The sequence below is a fragment of the Arenibacter sp. F20364 genome (genome assembly GCF_023015905.1).
Taxonomy (GTDB): domain Bacteria; phylum Bacteroidota; class Bacteroidia; order Flavobacteriales; family Flavobacteriaceae; genus Arenibacter.
In genome coordinates, this window is sequence record NZ_JALKBD010000045.1 from 12,971 (window position 1) to 27,001 (window position 14,031).

The 14,031-nt window shown below is 39.7% G+C and carries 14 protein-coding genes; 9 read left to right on the forward strand and 5 right to left on the reverse strand.

Features of this window, described 5'->3' with window-relative positions:
* Nucleotides 1–9: 9 nt before the first annotated feature.
* Entirely contained in the window at nucleotides 10–978 is a 969-nt protein-coding gene (trpS, locus tag MWU84_RS21745) for a tryptophan--tRNA ligase (protein WP_246905731.1), read from the reverse strand.
* Between the two features lie 72 nt (nucleotides 979–1,050).
* On the opposite strand from trpS, the gene MWU84_RS21750 reads away from it, so the two are divergent.
* Nucleotides 1,051–1,791 carry a lysophospholipid acyltransferase family protein gene (locus MWU84_RS21750; protein ID WP_246905734.1) on the forward strand — a complete coding sequence of 247 codons (741 nt, stop codon included), beginning with the start codon at nucleotides 1,051–1,053 and terminating at the stop codon, nucleotides 1,789–1,791.
* A gap of 50 nt (nucleotides 1,792–1,841) precedes the next feature.
* Here MWU84_RS21750 and MWU84_RS21755 read toward each other — a convergent pair whose 3' ends face one another.
* From MWU84_RS21755 to recA, 4 genes are all read right to left on the reverse strand, one after another.
* The gene (locus tag MWU84_RS21755) at nucleotides 1,842–3,341 is read right to left on the reverse strand and encodes an outer membrane beta-barrel protein (RefSeq protein ID WP_246905737.1); all 1,500 of its coding nucleotides are present in this window, start codon (nucleotides 3,339–3,341) and stop codon (nucleotides 1,842–1,844) included.
* Nucleotides 3,342–3,379: 38 nt separating this feature from the next.
* Nucleotides 3,380–3,922, reverse strand: a complete 543-nt coding sequence (locus tag MWU84_RS21760) for an RNA polymerase sigma factor (RefSeq protein WP_246905740.1) — start codon at nucleotides 3,920–3,922, stop codon at nucleotides 3,380–3,382.
* A gap of 20 nt (nucleotides 3,923–3,942) precedes the next feature.
* The gene (locus MWU84_RS21765; protein WP_246905743.1) at nucleotides 3,943–4,419 is read right to left on the reverse strand and encodes a hypothetical protein; all 477 of its coding nucleotides are present in this window, start codon (nucleotides 4,417–4,419) and stop codon (nucleotides 3,943–3,945) included.
* Between the two features lie 185 nt (nucleotides 4,420–4,604).
* Nucleotides 4,605–5,612 carry a recombinase RecA gene (recA, locus tag MWU84_RS21770; RefSeq protein ID WP_246905746.1) on the reverse strand — a complete coding sequence of 336 codons (1,008 nt, stop codon included), beginning with the start codon at nucleotides 5,610–5,612 and terminating at the stop codon, nucleotides 4,605–4,607.
* 568 nt (nucleotides 5,613–6,180) lie between these two features.
* On the opposite strand from recA, the gene MWU84_RS21775 reads away from it, so the two are divergent.
* The 8 genes from MWU84_RS21775 to MWU84_RS21810 all read left to right on the forward strand — a co-directional run bounded on the left by MWU84_RS21775 (nucleotide 6,181) and on the right by MWU84_RS21810 (nucleotide 13,977).
* The gene (locus MWU84_RS21775) at nucleotides 6,181–7,212 is read left to right on the forward strand and encodes a rhodanese-related sulfurtransferase (protein ID WP_246905749.1); all 1,032 of its coding nucleotides are present in this window, start codon (nucleotides 6,181–6,183) and stop codon (nucleotides 7,210–7,212) included.
* 325 nt (nucleotides 7,213–7,537) lie between these two features.
* Nucleotides 7,538–8,707: a regulatory iron-sulfur-containing complex subunit RicT gene (gene ricT, locus MWU84_RS21780; RefSeq protein WP_246905752.1), complete on the forward strand. Its 1,170-nt coding sequence runs from the start codon at nucleotides 7,538–7,540 to the stop codon at nucleotides 8,705–8,707.
* Nucleotides 8,700–9,185, forward strand: a complete 486-nt coding sequence (locus MWU84_RS21785; RefSeq protein WP_246905754.1) for a gliding motility lipoprotein GldH — start codon at nucleotides 8,700–8,702, stop codon at nucleotides 9,183–9,185. Before ricT ends, MWU84_RS21785 begins: the two co-directional genes overlap by 8 nt.
* Before the next feature lie 4 nt (nucleotides 9,186–9,189).
* Complete coding sequence (locus MWU84_RS21790; protein WP_246905756.1) at nucleotides 9,190–11,526, forward strand: transglycosylase domain-containing protein; 2,337 nt, start codon at nucleotides 9,190–9,192, stop codon at nucleotides 11,524–11,526.
* Nucleotides 11,527–11,646: 120 nt separating this feature from the next.
* Complete coding sequence (locus tag MWU84_RS21795) at nucleotides 11,647–12,348, forward strand: CoA transferase subunit A (RefSeq protein ID WP_246905758.1); 702 nt, start codon at nucleotides 11,647–11,649, stop codon at nucleotides 12,346–12,348.
* Between the two features lie 12 nt (nucleotides 12,349–12,360).
* A complete protein-coding gene (locus MWU84_RS21800) occupies nucleotides 12,361–12,750 on the forward strand; it encodes a four helix bundle protein (protein ID WP_246905759.1) in 390 nt (129 codons plus the stop codon).
* Nucleotides 12,740–13,393, forward strand: coding sequence for a 3-oxoacid CoA-transferase subunit B (locus MWU84_RS21805; RefSeq protein WP_246905761.1), 654 nt, complete (start codon nucleotides 12,740–12,742; stop codon nucleotides 13,391–13,393). Before MWU84_RS21800 ends, MWU84_RS21805 begins: the two co-directional genes overlap by 11 nt.
* A 359-nt stretch (nucleotides 13,394–13,752) precedes the next feature.
* Nucleotides 13,753–13,977, forward strand: coding sequence for a hypothetical protein (locus MWU84_RS21810; RefSeq protein ID WP_246905763.1), 225 nt, complete (start codon nucleotides 13,753–13,755; stop codon nucleotides 13,975–13,977).
* Nucleotides 13,978–14,031: the final 54 nt, after the last annotated feature.

Genomic DNA, 14,031 nt, shown 5'->3' on the forward strand with positions numbered 1-14,031 from the left:
GCTAAAAAATCAATACCCCACCTTGGTTCTTACCCTTTCCAATACTTGATCGGCCACTTTCCTAGCTTTTTCTGCTCCAACGGCCAAGACATCATCCAATTCGCTTAAATTGTTCATATAGTAATCGAACTTTTCCCTAGCCTCGCCAAATCTTTCTAGAACAACTTCATATAACGCTTGTTTGGCATGGCCATAACCATAATTGCCGTTGATGTAGTTAGATCGCATTTCGGCAACTTGACTTTCAGTGGCCAAGATTTTATAAAGGGCAAAAACGTTATCGGTATCTGGGTTTTTTGGGTCTTCCATAGGGGTACTGTCCGTCTGAATGCCCATAATCTGTTTGCGCAGTTGTTTGTCCTTTTGAAAGAGGCTTATCAAATTACCCTTGCTTTTGCTCATTTTTGACCCATCGGTTCCAGGGATATACATGGTCTCTTCCTGCACTTTCCCATCCGGCATAACAAAGGTTTCCCCTAATTGGGCATGAAACCTTGAGGCTACGTCCCTTGTCATTTCCAAATGCTGCAACTGATCTTTGCCAACTGGTACTATTTCGGCATCATATAAAAGTATGTCCGCTGCCATAAGCATAGGATAGAAAAACAAACCTGCATTTACATCATCCAATCGATCCGCCTTATCTTTAAAAGAGTGGGCAAGGGTCAACCTCTGATAGGGAAAAAAACAACTGAGGTACCAGGCCAATTCCGCGGTCTGTGGAATATCGCTCTGACGATAAAAAGCGGTTTTATTAATGTCGAGGCCAAATGCCAACCAGGTGGCCGCAACGGCATAAGTATTGTTCCGCAATTCCTCCCCATTCTTAATTTGGGTAAGGGAGTGCATATCCGCAATAAATAAAAAGGAGTCGTTCTCCGGATTGTTTGCCATTTCTATTGCGGGGATAATTGCGCCCAAGATATTTCCTAGATGAGGAGTGCCCGTACTTTGTATGCCTGTTAAGATTCTTGCCATTATTTTATTTTCAAAGAAGGACAAAGGTAAAAGAAATCCTAAAAAAGGACTAAAATTATTACTTTTGATCACATGCTATCATTCCTAAAAAAAATAGGCCATGCACTTTATCGAATTTGGTTCTATGTTTTAGTGGTTTTGCCCATTCTGATAATGTTTCCTTTCTTGGTACTTTTTACCCTTTCCGAGAAAACTTACCCTCAATTCTTTTGGATGGCACGTAATATCTGGGCCAGTTGTATTCTTTATGGTATGGGCTGTTTTCCCGTCATTAAACGGGAGCAAAGGCTTAAAAAGGGGGAAAGCTATATGTTGGTCTCCAATCACACCAGTATGTTGGATATTATGTTGATGCTAAGAGTCAGTAAAAACCCTTTTGTTTTTGTAGGGAAGAAGGAATTGGTGAATATTCCGTTATTTGGGTTTTTCTATAAGCGGGTTTGTATTTTGGTAGATAGGGAAAGTTCAAAAAGCAGGACCGCAGTCTATAGAAGGGCACAAAAAAGACTACATCAGGGCTTAAGTATCTGTATTTTTCCAGAGGGAGGGGTGCCCGATGAGCATATTATTTTGGACGATTTTAAAGATGGGGCATTTAAAATGGCTATAGCACATGATATCCCCATCGTCCCAATGACATTCTATGACAACAAAAAGCGGTTTTCTTTTACTTTTTACAGTGGCGGACCAGGAAAGTTACGGGTTAAAGTCCATAAATTTTTTACCACTCACAATCTTAAAGAGGCCGATAAGATACAGCTGCGGGAATCGGTTAGAGAGGTGATATTGAATGAGCTTGAACCTTCACGTTAGACCAATGATCAACGGTTTTGGAACGGCCTATAAATTAACTTTCTTCGGGATTAGAACTTTAAGGTAAATCCACTGTAAACTCCCAAGGAATAAGGGTTAAAATTGCCCGATGTATTCGAAAAGGTATTCAGTTGATATTTGAAAACCGGCTCTACAATAAATTTAAGCTTGGGAGTAAACTTATAATCCAGCCCAAGACCAAAGTTGGTGCTAAAATTAACCGAATTCACATTGTTGGCTTCCCCAACCTCTGTGGTCTGTCCACTGGATTCCAGTACTACCGAATTATCCGTTAGAAAAAGAGAACTAACCCCCCCTATTATGTTGACGCCCAATTTTCGGTCCACCAGGGCATAATTCAGTTCCAACGGAACTTCCAAATAGCCCATTTGTTGGCCCATTGTTCCTAAACGGGTAGGGTTTTTCCCTGTTACATCCGAAGCAAATACAGACCCGGGCTTGGGAATTACATTTTCACTGTTCGGATTATTTAAAATAATGGATTGGGAGTCATTGGAATAGTTAATATTGCTTATTTGATTACCTGTAGAGGCGTTAAAGGAAGATGTAAAGGATACATCATTGGTATCATAACCATAATCTACCTTATGGATGCCAGAACGCACACTTAATTTTTTTGAAATTTCATAAGCAACAGTTATACCGTAACTTAGGGTTACGCTTCCGGTTTTGGTATTGGAGGCGAGAATAGAGTTTATGGGGGATCCTTCACCCAAACCATTGAAGTAAACAGGAGCAACACTGGGTCCTGCGGACCACTTTCCATTGTGGGGTTCCTTCACCTCAACGACCTCATTTTCTTCGATGGCCTCTAATATTGATTTTTTATTGGATGGAAGGCTTTCAGGGATTGCCTCTTGGGTTTTCCCTTCCGGTTTGTCAATGTTATTGTTTTCCTGATGTACTAGTCCTTGCTCAACAGCTGTAGGCATGTTTTTATTGGCCAAGGAATCGTCCAATTGCCCTGGTTGAGTGGAATCGGCCGGATCCTGGCTTGTTTTTTTATCAAAATTTCTAGAGTCCGAATTATTTCTGACCAATTCATTGGAGACGGGATGGGGTGTAATCGTATTCTTTTGATCTTTTCCCGAGTTATTATTTTTTGCCTTGCCTGTAGCAATGGTACTTTCAGTGACGCGCCGAGGATCGGTAATTTTATCCTGATCCGTTTGGCGGGTTGTTTCAATATTATTTTCTTCTGAAGTCTTTCCTTCATTACCGGTTATGCTGGTGGCTTCAGGTGATAATTCATCTAAGGAATTGGAGTCCTTTGAACTGCGGGTCTTCTTTTCTACATCCGTTATAATAGGTGCCACTGGTTCCGAAGAGGAAAAGGGATTAATCGCAAAAAATAGGATGGCAAGTATTGCTGCCGCTCCACCAACTTTCCACCAAAGAGGAATAAGTTTGCGGGATCGTTTTTTGTTATCCAAGGAAGCGGCTATGGAATTCCAAACTTTTTCGTCCGGAACTTCCTTAAAGTTGCTCAACTTCTCTTGAAATAATTTGTCTAAATTATTTTCACTCATTTTTTCAATTGTTCAGCAGGGGTTATATATGGGAAGGTTTACCCTTCCATTATAATTCCTGCTTTATTTGCCTCAATTTTTTCTTTTAAAATAATTCTTGCCCTGGCAAGATTGGATTTGGAAGTCCCTAGGGACGTTCCCAGCATTTCACTTATCTCTTTGTGGCTATAACCATCCAGCACATAAAGGTTGAAGGTCAAGCGGTATTTATTGGGAAGCTCTTGCACATAACTTAGCAAGGTGGCCAGATCCAAATTTAGATAGCCCGAATCGTCTGGTATTTCCTCCTCTATATTATCTGTAACCAGTGTTAAGGTTTCCTCTTTTCTATATTTTTGAAGTACTGTGTTTACAGTAATGCGCTTTATCCAGCCTTCAAAAGAGCCTTGGTGCTTAAACTGTTCTATTTTGCTATAGATAGTCATAAAACTATCATGTAGATTATCTTCAGCCTCCGTTTTATTGCGCGAGTATTTGAGACAGATGCCGAACAGTATACGGGAATAGTCCCGGTATAACTGTTCTTGTGCTTGTCTATTCCCCTTTTTGCAATTATTTATGAGCTCTACCAGGTTACTCAAAATATGGATTGGGTTATTTACTAATTCTTTAAAATGGTCGTGCCGCTCTCATTGGTCGGCGCTATTATTGCCAAACTGTCTTCATTAACAGGCACGGTAATTTCCAAATAGGTAGGCTCACCATTAGTGTCCTCTCCGGTCCAATATCTAAACAAATATGGTTCATCATATAGGACCTCAAAGTTAAATGTTGCTACCAAATCCTCACCAGTGCCGGTACATTCTTCCTCCTCATCTTCAATAACGGTACCTATCGTAACTACCTTTCTGGTGGTTACATCTTCCTTCACTACATCAAAACCTTCGAAAAAGGTACAATTATTCGGCCTAAAGTAAGTAACTTTTATTTTATAGATTTCACCGTAATCAAATGCCTCTGGCATTTCAACAGATTTCACCTGTAAAGCTTCAAAGTGATAGTTAACATCGTCATCTATTTCACAAGATGTTATTAGTCCAAAAGAGGCAACAAGCAGCAAAAAGAATACTCGTCTCATGTTCTTAGAATTTAATTTGTTGTAAAATGGTTTTGGAAACCCTGGTCTTAAATGGATCGATTACATTCTGGAATACCCATCGACAAGACGGTTTCATAACAATTGCTTTTTGCTATAAGATGTAAAGTGCAAATAAAGGTTGCGTGTAGAAATAAAAAATCCCGATCAAATCGGGATTTTTTTGTTTAAGATTTTACTGTTTTGATGGCTTCTTTGATTTTGCCTTCCAGTTCTTCGAGCAGTTCGGGATTATCCAGAAGTAAGTTTTTAACGGCATCCCTGCCTTGGCCCAGCTTGGTATCGCCATAGCTAAACCAGGACCCACTTTTCTTAATAATTTCAAATTCCACTCCCAGGTCGATTATTTCACCTACTTTGGAAATACCTTCGCCGTACATAATATCGAATTCGGCGGTCCTGAATGGAGGGGCAACCTTGTTCTTTACTACTTTTACGCGGGTCTTGTTTCCTTTTACATCACCATCGGTATCCTTAATTTGAGTAGATCGTCTTATATCCAAACGTACGGAAGCGTAAAATTTAAGAGCGTTACCACCAGTGGTTGTTTCCGGGTTACCGAACATTACCCCAATTTTTTCACGTAATTGGTTAATGAAGATTACAGTACAATTTGTTTTGCTAATAGAACCGGTAAGTTTTCGCAACGCTTGCGACATTAATCGGGCATGAAGTCCCATTTTTGAGTCGCCCATTTCACCTTCAATTTCACTTTTCGGTGTCAACGCAGCCACAGAATCGATAACAACGATGTCGATAGCACCAGAGCGAATTAGATTGTCGGCAATCTCTAGAGCTTGTTCTCCGTGATCTGGTTGGGAAATGATTAGATTGTCAATATCTACCCCTAATTTTTGGGCGTAAAAACGGTCAAAGGCATGCTCCGCATCAATAAAAGCTGCAATGCCCCCATTTTTTTGTGCCTCGGCCATGGCGTGTAGCGTAAGCGTGGTTTTACCAGAAGATTCAGGTCCGTAAATTTCAATTACCCTACCGCGTGGATATCCTCCAACACCTAGTGCTACATCCAATCCCAAAGAACCTGAAGATATCACTTCTACGTCCTGTACAACACTATCGCCCATCTTCATTACGGCACCCTTGCCGTAAGTTTTATCCAATTTATCCAGGGTTAGTTTAAGTGCTTTTAATTTTGCGTCTTTTTCGGAACTCATTTTCATATCTTATTAGGGACGCTAAAATACCAATTCTTTTTGCATAATACCGCCTATGCTAAGGAATTTATATGAAGAAATTAAGTTATTATTTTATTCCAATTAAAACTATTTATTAGTGTCATTTATTCTTCAAGGCCCTAAATTAAAGGTGTTAACGGCATATGTTAAGACAATTTTATTCATAAGTCCAAAATTTGGATCAAATATTTGTGACTTTGCACGCAACCTTTTTGTATTTGTGTCATCTAAAAGGCAACTAACTCAAATTAGGTTGCTTATTGTTCTGGTAAAACAATAAGGGTTGTGGGTCAATATTTTATTTTAGTTCTATGAAAAAGAAAAAATAATATTGACCTTAAAAAGGGTCTTGATATTTTCAAGATCCTTTTTTGCTTTATATTCCCACCCTACATAAATTCTGCTGCCTAAAAGTTTTCTCTCGGATTACCTTGTGCCAGCTGCATCATGTGGACTCAAAAAACAGTCATATTCCTTTTAATCCCGGCCTTAAAATCTTATTTTTGCAGCTGTAAAATTATTCTTTAACTTAAAATATTAGTATAGCATGCAACTGTACAATACCTTAAGTGCAAAGGAGAGAGAGGCTCTTATAGAGGAGGCGGGATTGGAACGTCTTACCATTTCTTTCTATCAATATGCACGTATTGGCAATCCGTCAATTTTTCGAAATCATTTATTCATTCATTGGAACGAACTGGATGTTTTGGGCCGTATTTATGTGGCCCATGAAGGCATTAATGCCCAATTATCTGTTCCTGCCGAGAATTTCAACGCCTTTAAGGCTCATTTGGATAGCATCACCTTTTTGGAAAATGTGAGGTTGAATATTGCTATAGAACAGGACAACAAATCATTTTTAAAATTAAAAGTGAAGGTGCGGGAAAAAATTGTTGCCGATGGATTAAATGACGATTCCTTCGATGTTACCAATAAGGGAATACATGTTGATGCCATTAAGTTTAACGAACTTATTGAGGATTCCGATACTATTTTGGTAGATATGCGCAATCACTACGAAAGTGAAATAGGGCATTTTAAAAATGCCATTACCCCGGATGTGGACACGTTTAGGGATTCGTTGGATATTATTGAAAGGGATTTGGCAGACCATAAGGAGGATAAAAAATTGGTCATGTACTGTACCGGTGGCATCCGGTGTGAAAAAGCCAGTGCCTATTATAGGCACAAGGGGTTTAAAAATGTATATCAGTTGGAAGGCGGAATTATAGAATATACGCGCCAGGTAAATAACCTTAATTTGGAGAATAAATTCTTAGGGAAGAATTTTGTTTTTGATCACCGCCGGGGTGAACGGATCACCGACGATATAATTGCACATTGCCATCAGTGTGGAAATCCATGTGACAATCACGTAAACTGCGCCAACGAGGCCTGCCATTTACTTTTTATTCAGTGTGATGCCTGTGCCGAGGCCATGAACAACTGTTGTTCGGTGGAGTGTAAGGAAATTCATGAACTTCCATATGAAGAGCAGAAAAGGCTGAGGAAAGGGAAGGTGGTGAGCAATAAAATCTTTAAAAAGGGCCGATCGGAAGTGTTAAAGTATAAGAAGTAAGTCTTTGGCCAATACATTAGCGCTTAATATAGGGGTTCCAAATTAAGATTGATGTATCTTGTTGCATGTAATTAACCATGTTTCTGCCTGTATTTCTTTTGTTGGGAGCATAAAAGAAAGAACCTAGGTTTTTGTGTTTTTTAGTTAAAGATCAAGGGATATGGATGCCTTATGTCCCATTTTTTCTTGGTTTTAGTAAAGCTTAACGATGACATCGGAACTCTTTCTTTTCATCGCATTAAAAAAACACTATCTTTACGTTTAATAATTTTATGAACCTTTTTTAGTAAAAGTGTTACATTTTTACTAAACCAAGATACGAAATATGGGTTGTAGCAGTTGTTCAACCGGTAAGGACGGACAGCCGAAAGGATGCAAGAACAATGGTACTTGTGGCACCGATGGCTGTAATAAATTGACGGTATTTGATTGGCTTTCCAATATGTCGCTTCCAAATGGGGAAAAACCATTTGATTGTGTGGAAGTCCGTTTTAAAAATAGTAGAAAAGAATTCTTTAGAAATTCCGAAAATCTTTCACTTTCCATAGGGGACGTGGTGGCTACTCAAGCCACTTCCGGTCATGATGTGGGCATGGTTACCCTTACTGGGGAATTGGTAAAGGTGCAAATGAAAAAAAAGAAGGAGGACTACACTAGCCCGGAACTTCCCAAACTTTACAGAAAGGCATCCCAAAAGGATATCGATATATGGCAAAAATGTAGGGATAGGGAAGAGCAAATTAAGAAGAGGGCCAGGGAAATTGCCATAGTTCTAAAATTGCAGATGAAAATCTCCGACGTTGAATTTCAGGGAGATGGTTCCAAGGCTACTTTTTATTACACCGCAGAAGAGCGTGTAGATTTTCGTCAGTTGATCAAGGATATGGCCAAAGCCTTTGGAATCCGTATAGAAATGAGGCAAATTGGTTACCGACAGGAAGCCCAACGTTTAGGGGGGATAGGTTCCTGTGGTAGGGAATTGTGCTGCTCAACATGGTTAACAGATTTTAGGTCCGTAAGCACTGCTGCGGCACGTTATCAACAGCTTTCGCTGAATCCGCAAAAACTTGCGGGACAATGTGGAAAATTAAAGTGTTGCTTAAATTATGAATTGGATGTTTATTTGGATGCCCTAAAGGATTTTCCAGGTCAGGACACCAAGCTTTTTACAGAAAAAGGGCTTGCTTTTTGCCAGAAGGTAGATATTTTTAAAGCCACGCTATGGTTTTCCTATAAGGATGAACCTGCCAATTGGCATGTTTTGTCCAAAGACCAAGTTTTGGAGGTGCTGGAAAAAAACAAAAAGAGGGAAAAGGTAGCCAGTTTGGAAGAATATGCGGTAGAAAATGTTCAAGAAGTTGAAAAGGTTTTTGAAAACACCGTAGGGCAGGACAGCTTGACGCGTTTTGATACCCCAAAGAAGAGAAGGTCCAATAGGAATAACAAGAAAAAGAAACGTAGCAATTATAAAAAAAGGCCTACCAAAAATGCTTAAGAGTCTAGGTGCAATTTTTTTAGTAGTTCTTATGGTTTCTTGTGATATGCAAACCGTAAAGTCCGATTATACTCCAACACAGAATGGACGCTGGAATAAGGATAGCGTAGCAAAATTTTCCTTCCAGGAACTGGATACCCTTCAAAAATATAATATGTTCATCAATTTAAGAAATGATGGTACATACCCTTACAGCAACCTCTTTTTAATTGCGGAGTTAAAGTTTCCCAACGGAGACGTGGTACGCGATACCTTGGAATATGAAATGGCCAAACCGAATGGACAATGGTTGGGTACGGGTTATGGAAGCTTAAAGGAAAACAAATTATGGTATAAAGAAAACGTCGTTTTTCCGTCTTCAGGCGTATATACCTTAGAAATTTCCCATGCCATGCGTAAAAATGGCCAAGTAGATGGAATTGTCGAATTGGAAGGTATTACCGATGTGGGGTACCTAATCGAAAAAAGTAATCAGTAGGCTTATGGCAACAGCTACCAAAAAGAAGAAAAAAGGCAAAAACAATTTTTTTAAGTTCATAAAATGGTTTTGGGTACTCTTTATAATAGGTGTACTCTCTGCCGTAATGATTTTCCTTTTGGCTTCATGGGGCGCCTTTGGAGACATGCCGGAATATGAGCGCTTGGAGAATCCGCAGACCAATTTGGCGAGTGAAATTATTTCCTCTGATGGTGAGACTTTGGGCAAATTCTATTTGGATGACAATAGGACCGATGTGGCCTATGAAGAGTTGCCGAAAACCTTGGTACAGGCACTAATAGCTACCGAAGATGCCCGTTATTACGAGCACTCCGGGATAGACGCCCGTGGAACGGTCAGGGCTTTTGTTTATTTGGGCAAGAAAGGAGGGGCCAGTACCATATCCCAACAATTGGCAAGACAATTATTTGTGGGGGTGCGTTCCAAGAATATTTTTGAGACCATTACCCAAAAAATAAAGGAGTGGGTGCTAGCTATACGATTGGAGCGTAGCTATACCAAGGAAGAAATAATTAAGATGTATCTTAACATTTATGATTTTAATTATAATGCTGACGGTATTAGATCTGCTTCGCGTATTTATTTCGGTAAGGAGCCCAAAAATCTTAAAATAGAAGAATCGGCAGTGTTGGTGGGGATGTTAAAAAATTCATCCTACTACAATCCTATGCGAAGGGAAGAATTGGTCTTTAATCGTAGAAATACGGTCTTGGCCCAGATGGCGAAATACGACTATATTACGGACAAGGAAAAGGATTCCTTACAGGCCTTGAAAATGGACATCAATTTTAGTCCAGAGTCGCATAGAGAAGGCTTGGCTACCTATTTTAGGATGTATCTTCAGGGCTTTATGCGCAGGTGGATAGAAAAAAACCCCAAACCCGCTCTGAAAGGGGAGAGTGATAAATATAATCTGTATTTGGACGGACTTAGAATATACACTACTATAGATTCGCGTATGCAGAAGAATGCAGAAGATGCAGTGGCCCAGCATATGAAAAGATTGCAAGCCGAATTTTTTCATCAAAATACTCCGGACAGGAACAAAACTGCCCCGTTTATTGAAGAAGTCCCAGGGGAAATAGCAGGTATTATGGAGAGGGCCATAAAATCTTCGCACAGATGGCATAATCTTAAGGACCAAGGGAAGAATGAAAAGGAAATAAGGGCCTCTTTTAACGAGCCTGTGGAGATGACCGTTTTTGATTGGAACAGCGAGACCAAGGAAAAGGATACGGTAATGACCCCTATGGATTCCATTAGATATTATAAATCCTTTCTCAAGACAGCTATGATGTCCATGGAACCACAAACAGGACATGTAAAGGCCTGGGTAGGGGGGATAGATTATAAGCATTTTCAGTATGACAATGTTATCCAAGGGGCCAGGCAGGTAGGATCTACTTTTAAACCATTTGTATATGCCGCCGCCATTGATCAATTGCGCCTTTCGCCCTGCGATATGCTCCCAGATAATTTATATTGTATAGAGGCCAATAAGCACGGAAATCCAGACCCATGGTGTCCAAAAAATTCCAACGGAGAATATTCTGGGGAAATGCTTACCCTTAAAAATGCACTGGCCAATTCAGTAAATTCCATTACCGCACAGTTGATAGATAGGGTGGGTCCCAAGGCGGTGGTATCCATAGCCAAAAATCTGGGAATAACCGGAGAAATTCCTGAAGTACCTTCCATTGCCTTGGGAACTGCAGATCTTAATGTATATGAGATGGTAGGAGCCTATGGTACCTTTGCCAATCAAGGGGTTTATGTTAAACCGGTCATGGTAACCAGGATCGAAGACAAAAACGGTACAGTACTGTATGAGTATACTCCTGAAACAAAAGATGTTTTAAGTAAGGATGTATCCTATGCTATGCTGGATCTTATGTCCGGGGTAACCCAAGGCGGGTCCGGAACCAGATTGAGGACTACAGGAGCCGTGAGAGCCGAATACAAGGAAATAATAACGGGTTATCCTTATGAATTTAAAAACCCAATTGCAGGTAAAACAGGTACTACCCAAAACCAAAGTGATGGTTGGTTTATGGGAATGGTTCCTAATTTGGTAACCGGAGTGTGGGTTGGTGGAGATGATAAAGCGGTTCATTTTAGGACCATTACCTATGGTCAGGGGGCTTCCATGGCACTGCCAATTTGGGGCTTATATATGAAAAAGAATTATGCCAACAAGGAATTGGGTATTTCCGATGGAGAATTTGAAAAACCTGAGGAACTGTCCATTAATGTGGATTGCTCAAAGGAATCAATGGAGGAGGATAATAAAATAGATATAGAAGACGATTTGGATTTTTAACGTCATAAAAAATCATTGCTATATATGCCCTTGCTTTTATCTAAAAGTAAAGGGCATTTTTCGTTAAAAACCCGTATTTTAGAGAGAGCAAGTAAATAAGTTAAATTAAGTCGGTTTTGTATGATACGAAAAACAGTTACCAACGTGGAGGAGGCCTTGGAAGGGGTTAAGGACGGAATGACTTTTATGTTGGGAGGATTTGGATTGTGTGGTATCCCCGAAAATTCAATAGCGGCATTGGTGGAGATCGGAATCAAGGATTTGACCTGTATATCCAATAATGCCGGAGTGGACGATTTTGGATTGGGCCTATTGCTGCACCAACGTCAAATTAAGAAAATGATTTCTTCTTATGTGGGTGAGAATGATGAGTTTGAGCGTCAAATGCTTAGCGGGGAATTGGAGGTAGAATTGACTCCTCAAGGCACCCTAGCGGAGAAATGTAGGGCCGCACAGGCTGGTTTCCCAGCATTTTATACTCCTGCCGGGTACGGAACCGAGGTAGCCGAAGGAAAAGAAACAAGAGAGTTTAACGGTAAAATGTATGTGCTGGAACAGGCGTTTAATGCCGATTTTGCTTTTGTAAAGGCCTGGAAGGGCGATGAGGCCGGGAATTTAGTATTTAAAGGAACTGCCCGAAATTTTAATCCCGCCATGTGTGGGGCAGCTAAGATAACTGTTGCAGAGGTTGAAGAATTAGTGCCTGCCGGTGCTCTGGATCCCAACCAAATCCATGTCCCGGGAATTTTTGTACAACGTATTTTCCAAGGTAAAAATTACGAGAAAAGAATTGAGCAGTTGACGGTTCGGAAAAAGAATTGAAAATTTGATAATATGAGGAATGATAGGGAAAATTTAATAGATAAGAAGACTTTTGATTTTTCCTTGCAAATTATTGAATACTGTGAACAATTAAGATCTTTAAATAAGTATGAAATGGCATCTCAATTGTTTAAAAGTGGAACATCTATTGGAGCCAATACTTGGGAGGCACAGAATGGGGAAAGTATGGCCGATTTTATTCATAAATTTAAGATTGCCGCTAAAGAAGCTGATGAAACTTTATATTGGATCGAACTCTGTAAAGCTTCAATCCAATACCCCAATCCTCATGAAGCAATTTTTTCAGAATTGGAATCAATTATTCGCATCATCACAAAAATTGTTGGCAGTAGTAAAAAGGGCAAATTAACTAATTATCAAATCAACAATTATGTTGGATAAAAACGGAATAGCAAAGCGCATTGCAAAGGAAGTTAAAGACGGATATTACGTTAACCTTGGAATTGGGATACCTACTTTGGTGGCCAATTTTGTGAGGGAAGATATCAGTGTGGAATTTCAGAGTGAAAACGGGGTATTGGGCATGGGTCCCTTCCCATTTGAGGGGGAAGAGGATGCGGATATTATCAATGCAGGTAAACAGACGATCACTACACTCCCTGGGGCCTCTTTTTTCGACTCGGTTACAAGCTTTGGGATGATCCGGGGCCAACATGTAGACCTGACGATTCTGGGCGCTATGGAGGTCGCTGAAAACGGGGACATAGCCAATTGGAAAATTCCAGGTAAAATGGTGAAGGGAATGGGCGGGGCTATGGATTTGGTCGCGTCTGCAGAGAATATCATTGTTGCCATGATGCATACGAATAGGGCAGGCGAATCCAAGTTGTTAAAAAAATGTACTTTGCCATTGACAGGGGTGGGTTGTGTAAAAAAGATAGTTACCAACCTAGCGGTACTGGATGTTACGCCAAAAGGCTTTCAATTATTGGAAAGAGCACCTGGCGTTAGTGTTGATGAGATAATAAAGGCCACTGAAGGGAATTTAATCGTAGCCGGGGATATCCCGGAGATGAATATTTAACATTTTGGAAGTGGTCATATATCGATCAAAATACCTATTTTTATCCGCAGACAACAATTAATATATATTTCACAACAATTTTTTAAATATTGCTGAAATCTGAATTATATTGCAAACAATAACAGAAGTTAAACCCCAAATTTAGCAACTACTAAACCTTTATTACTATGGAAGCCCAAATTAGCCACGCCCCTGCACAAAAGGAAATTCAAGTTTATCGAAATGACTTTTTTAGAGGTATTGTAAGATTGACAAAAAAATTATTTATGCTCTAGCATAAATTCAAATTTTATAAAAGGAGCAATGCCGTAAAGTGTTGCTCCTTTTTTATTCTCCATTTTTAAGAAGGAAATAAAAGCATGAAACTTCATTTAGGGCTGTGTACCATTAACGATTTGGAAGTTTTGGCCAATTTGGGCAAGAGGACCTTTATAGAGGCTTTTGAAAAGGATAATAAGCCGGAGGATTTTAAGAAATACATTGATTCTGCTTTTGGCGAGGAAAGGCTTTTAAAGGAACTTCAGGATATTAATTCATCCTATTATTTCATTACTGTCCCATTAAAATCTAAAATAGTTCTTTGAAATATTTGAAATATAGTTAGTTACAGAGGTTTTTCGATTAAACGGATTTCAATT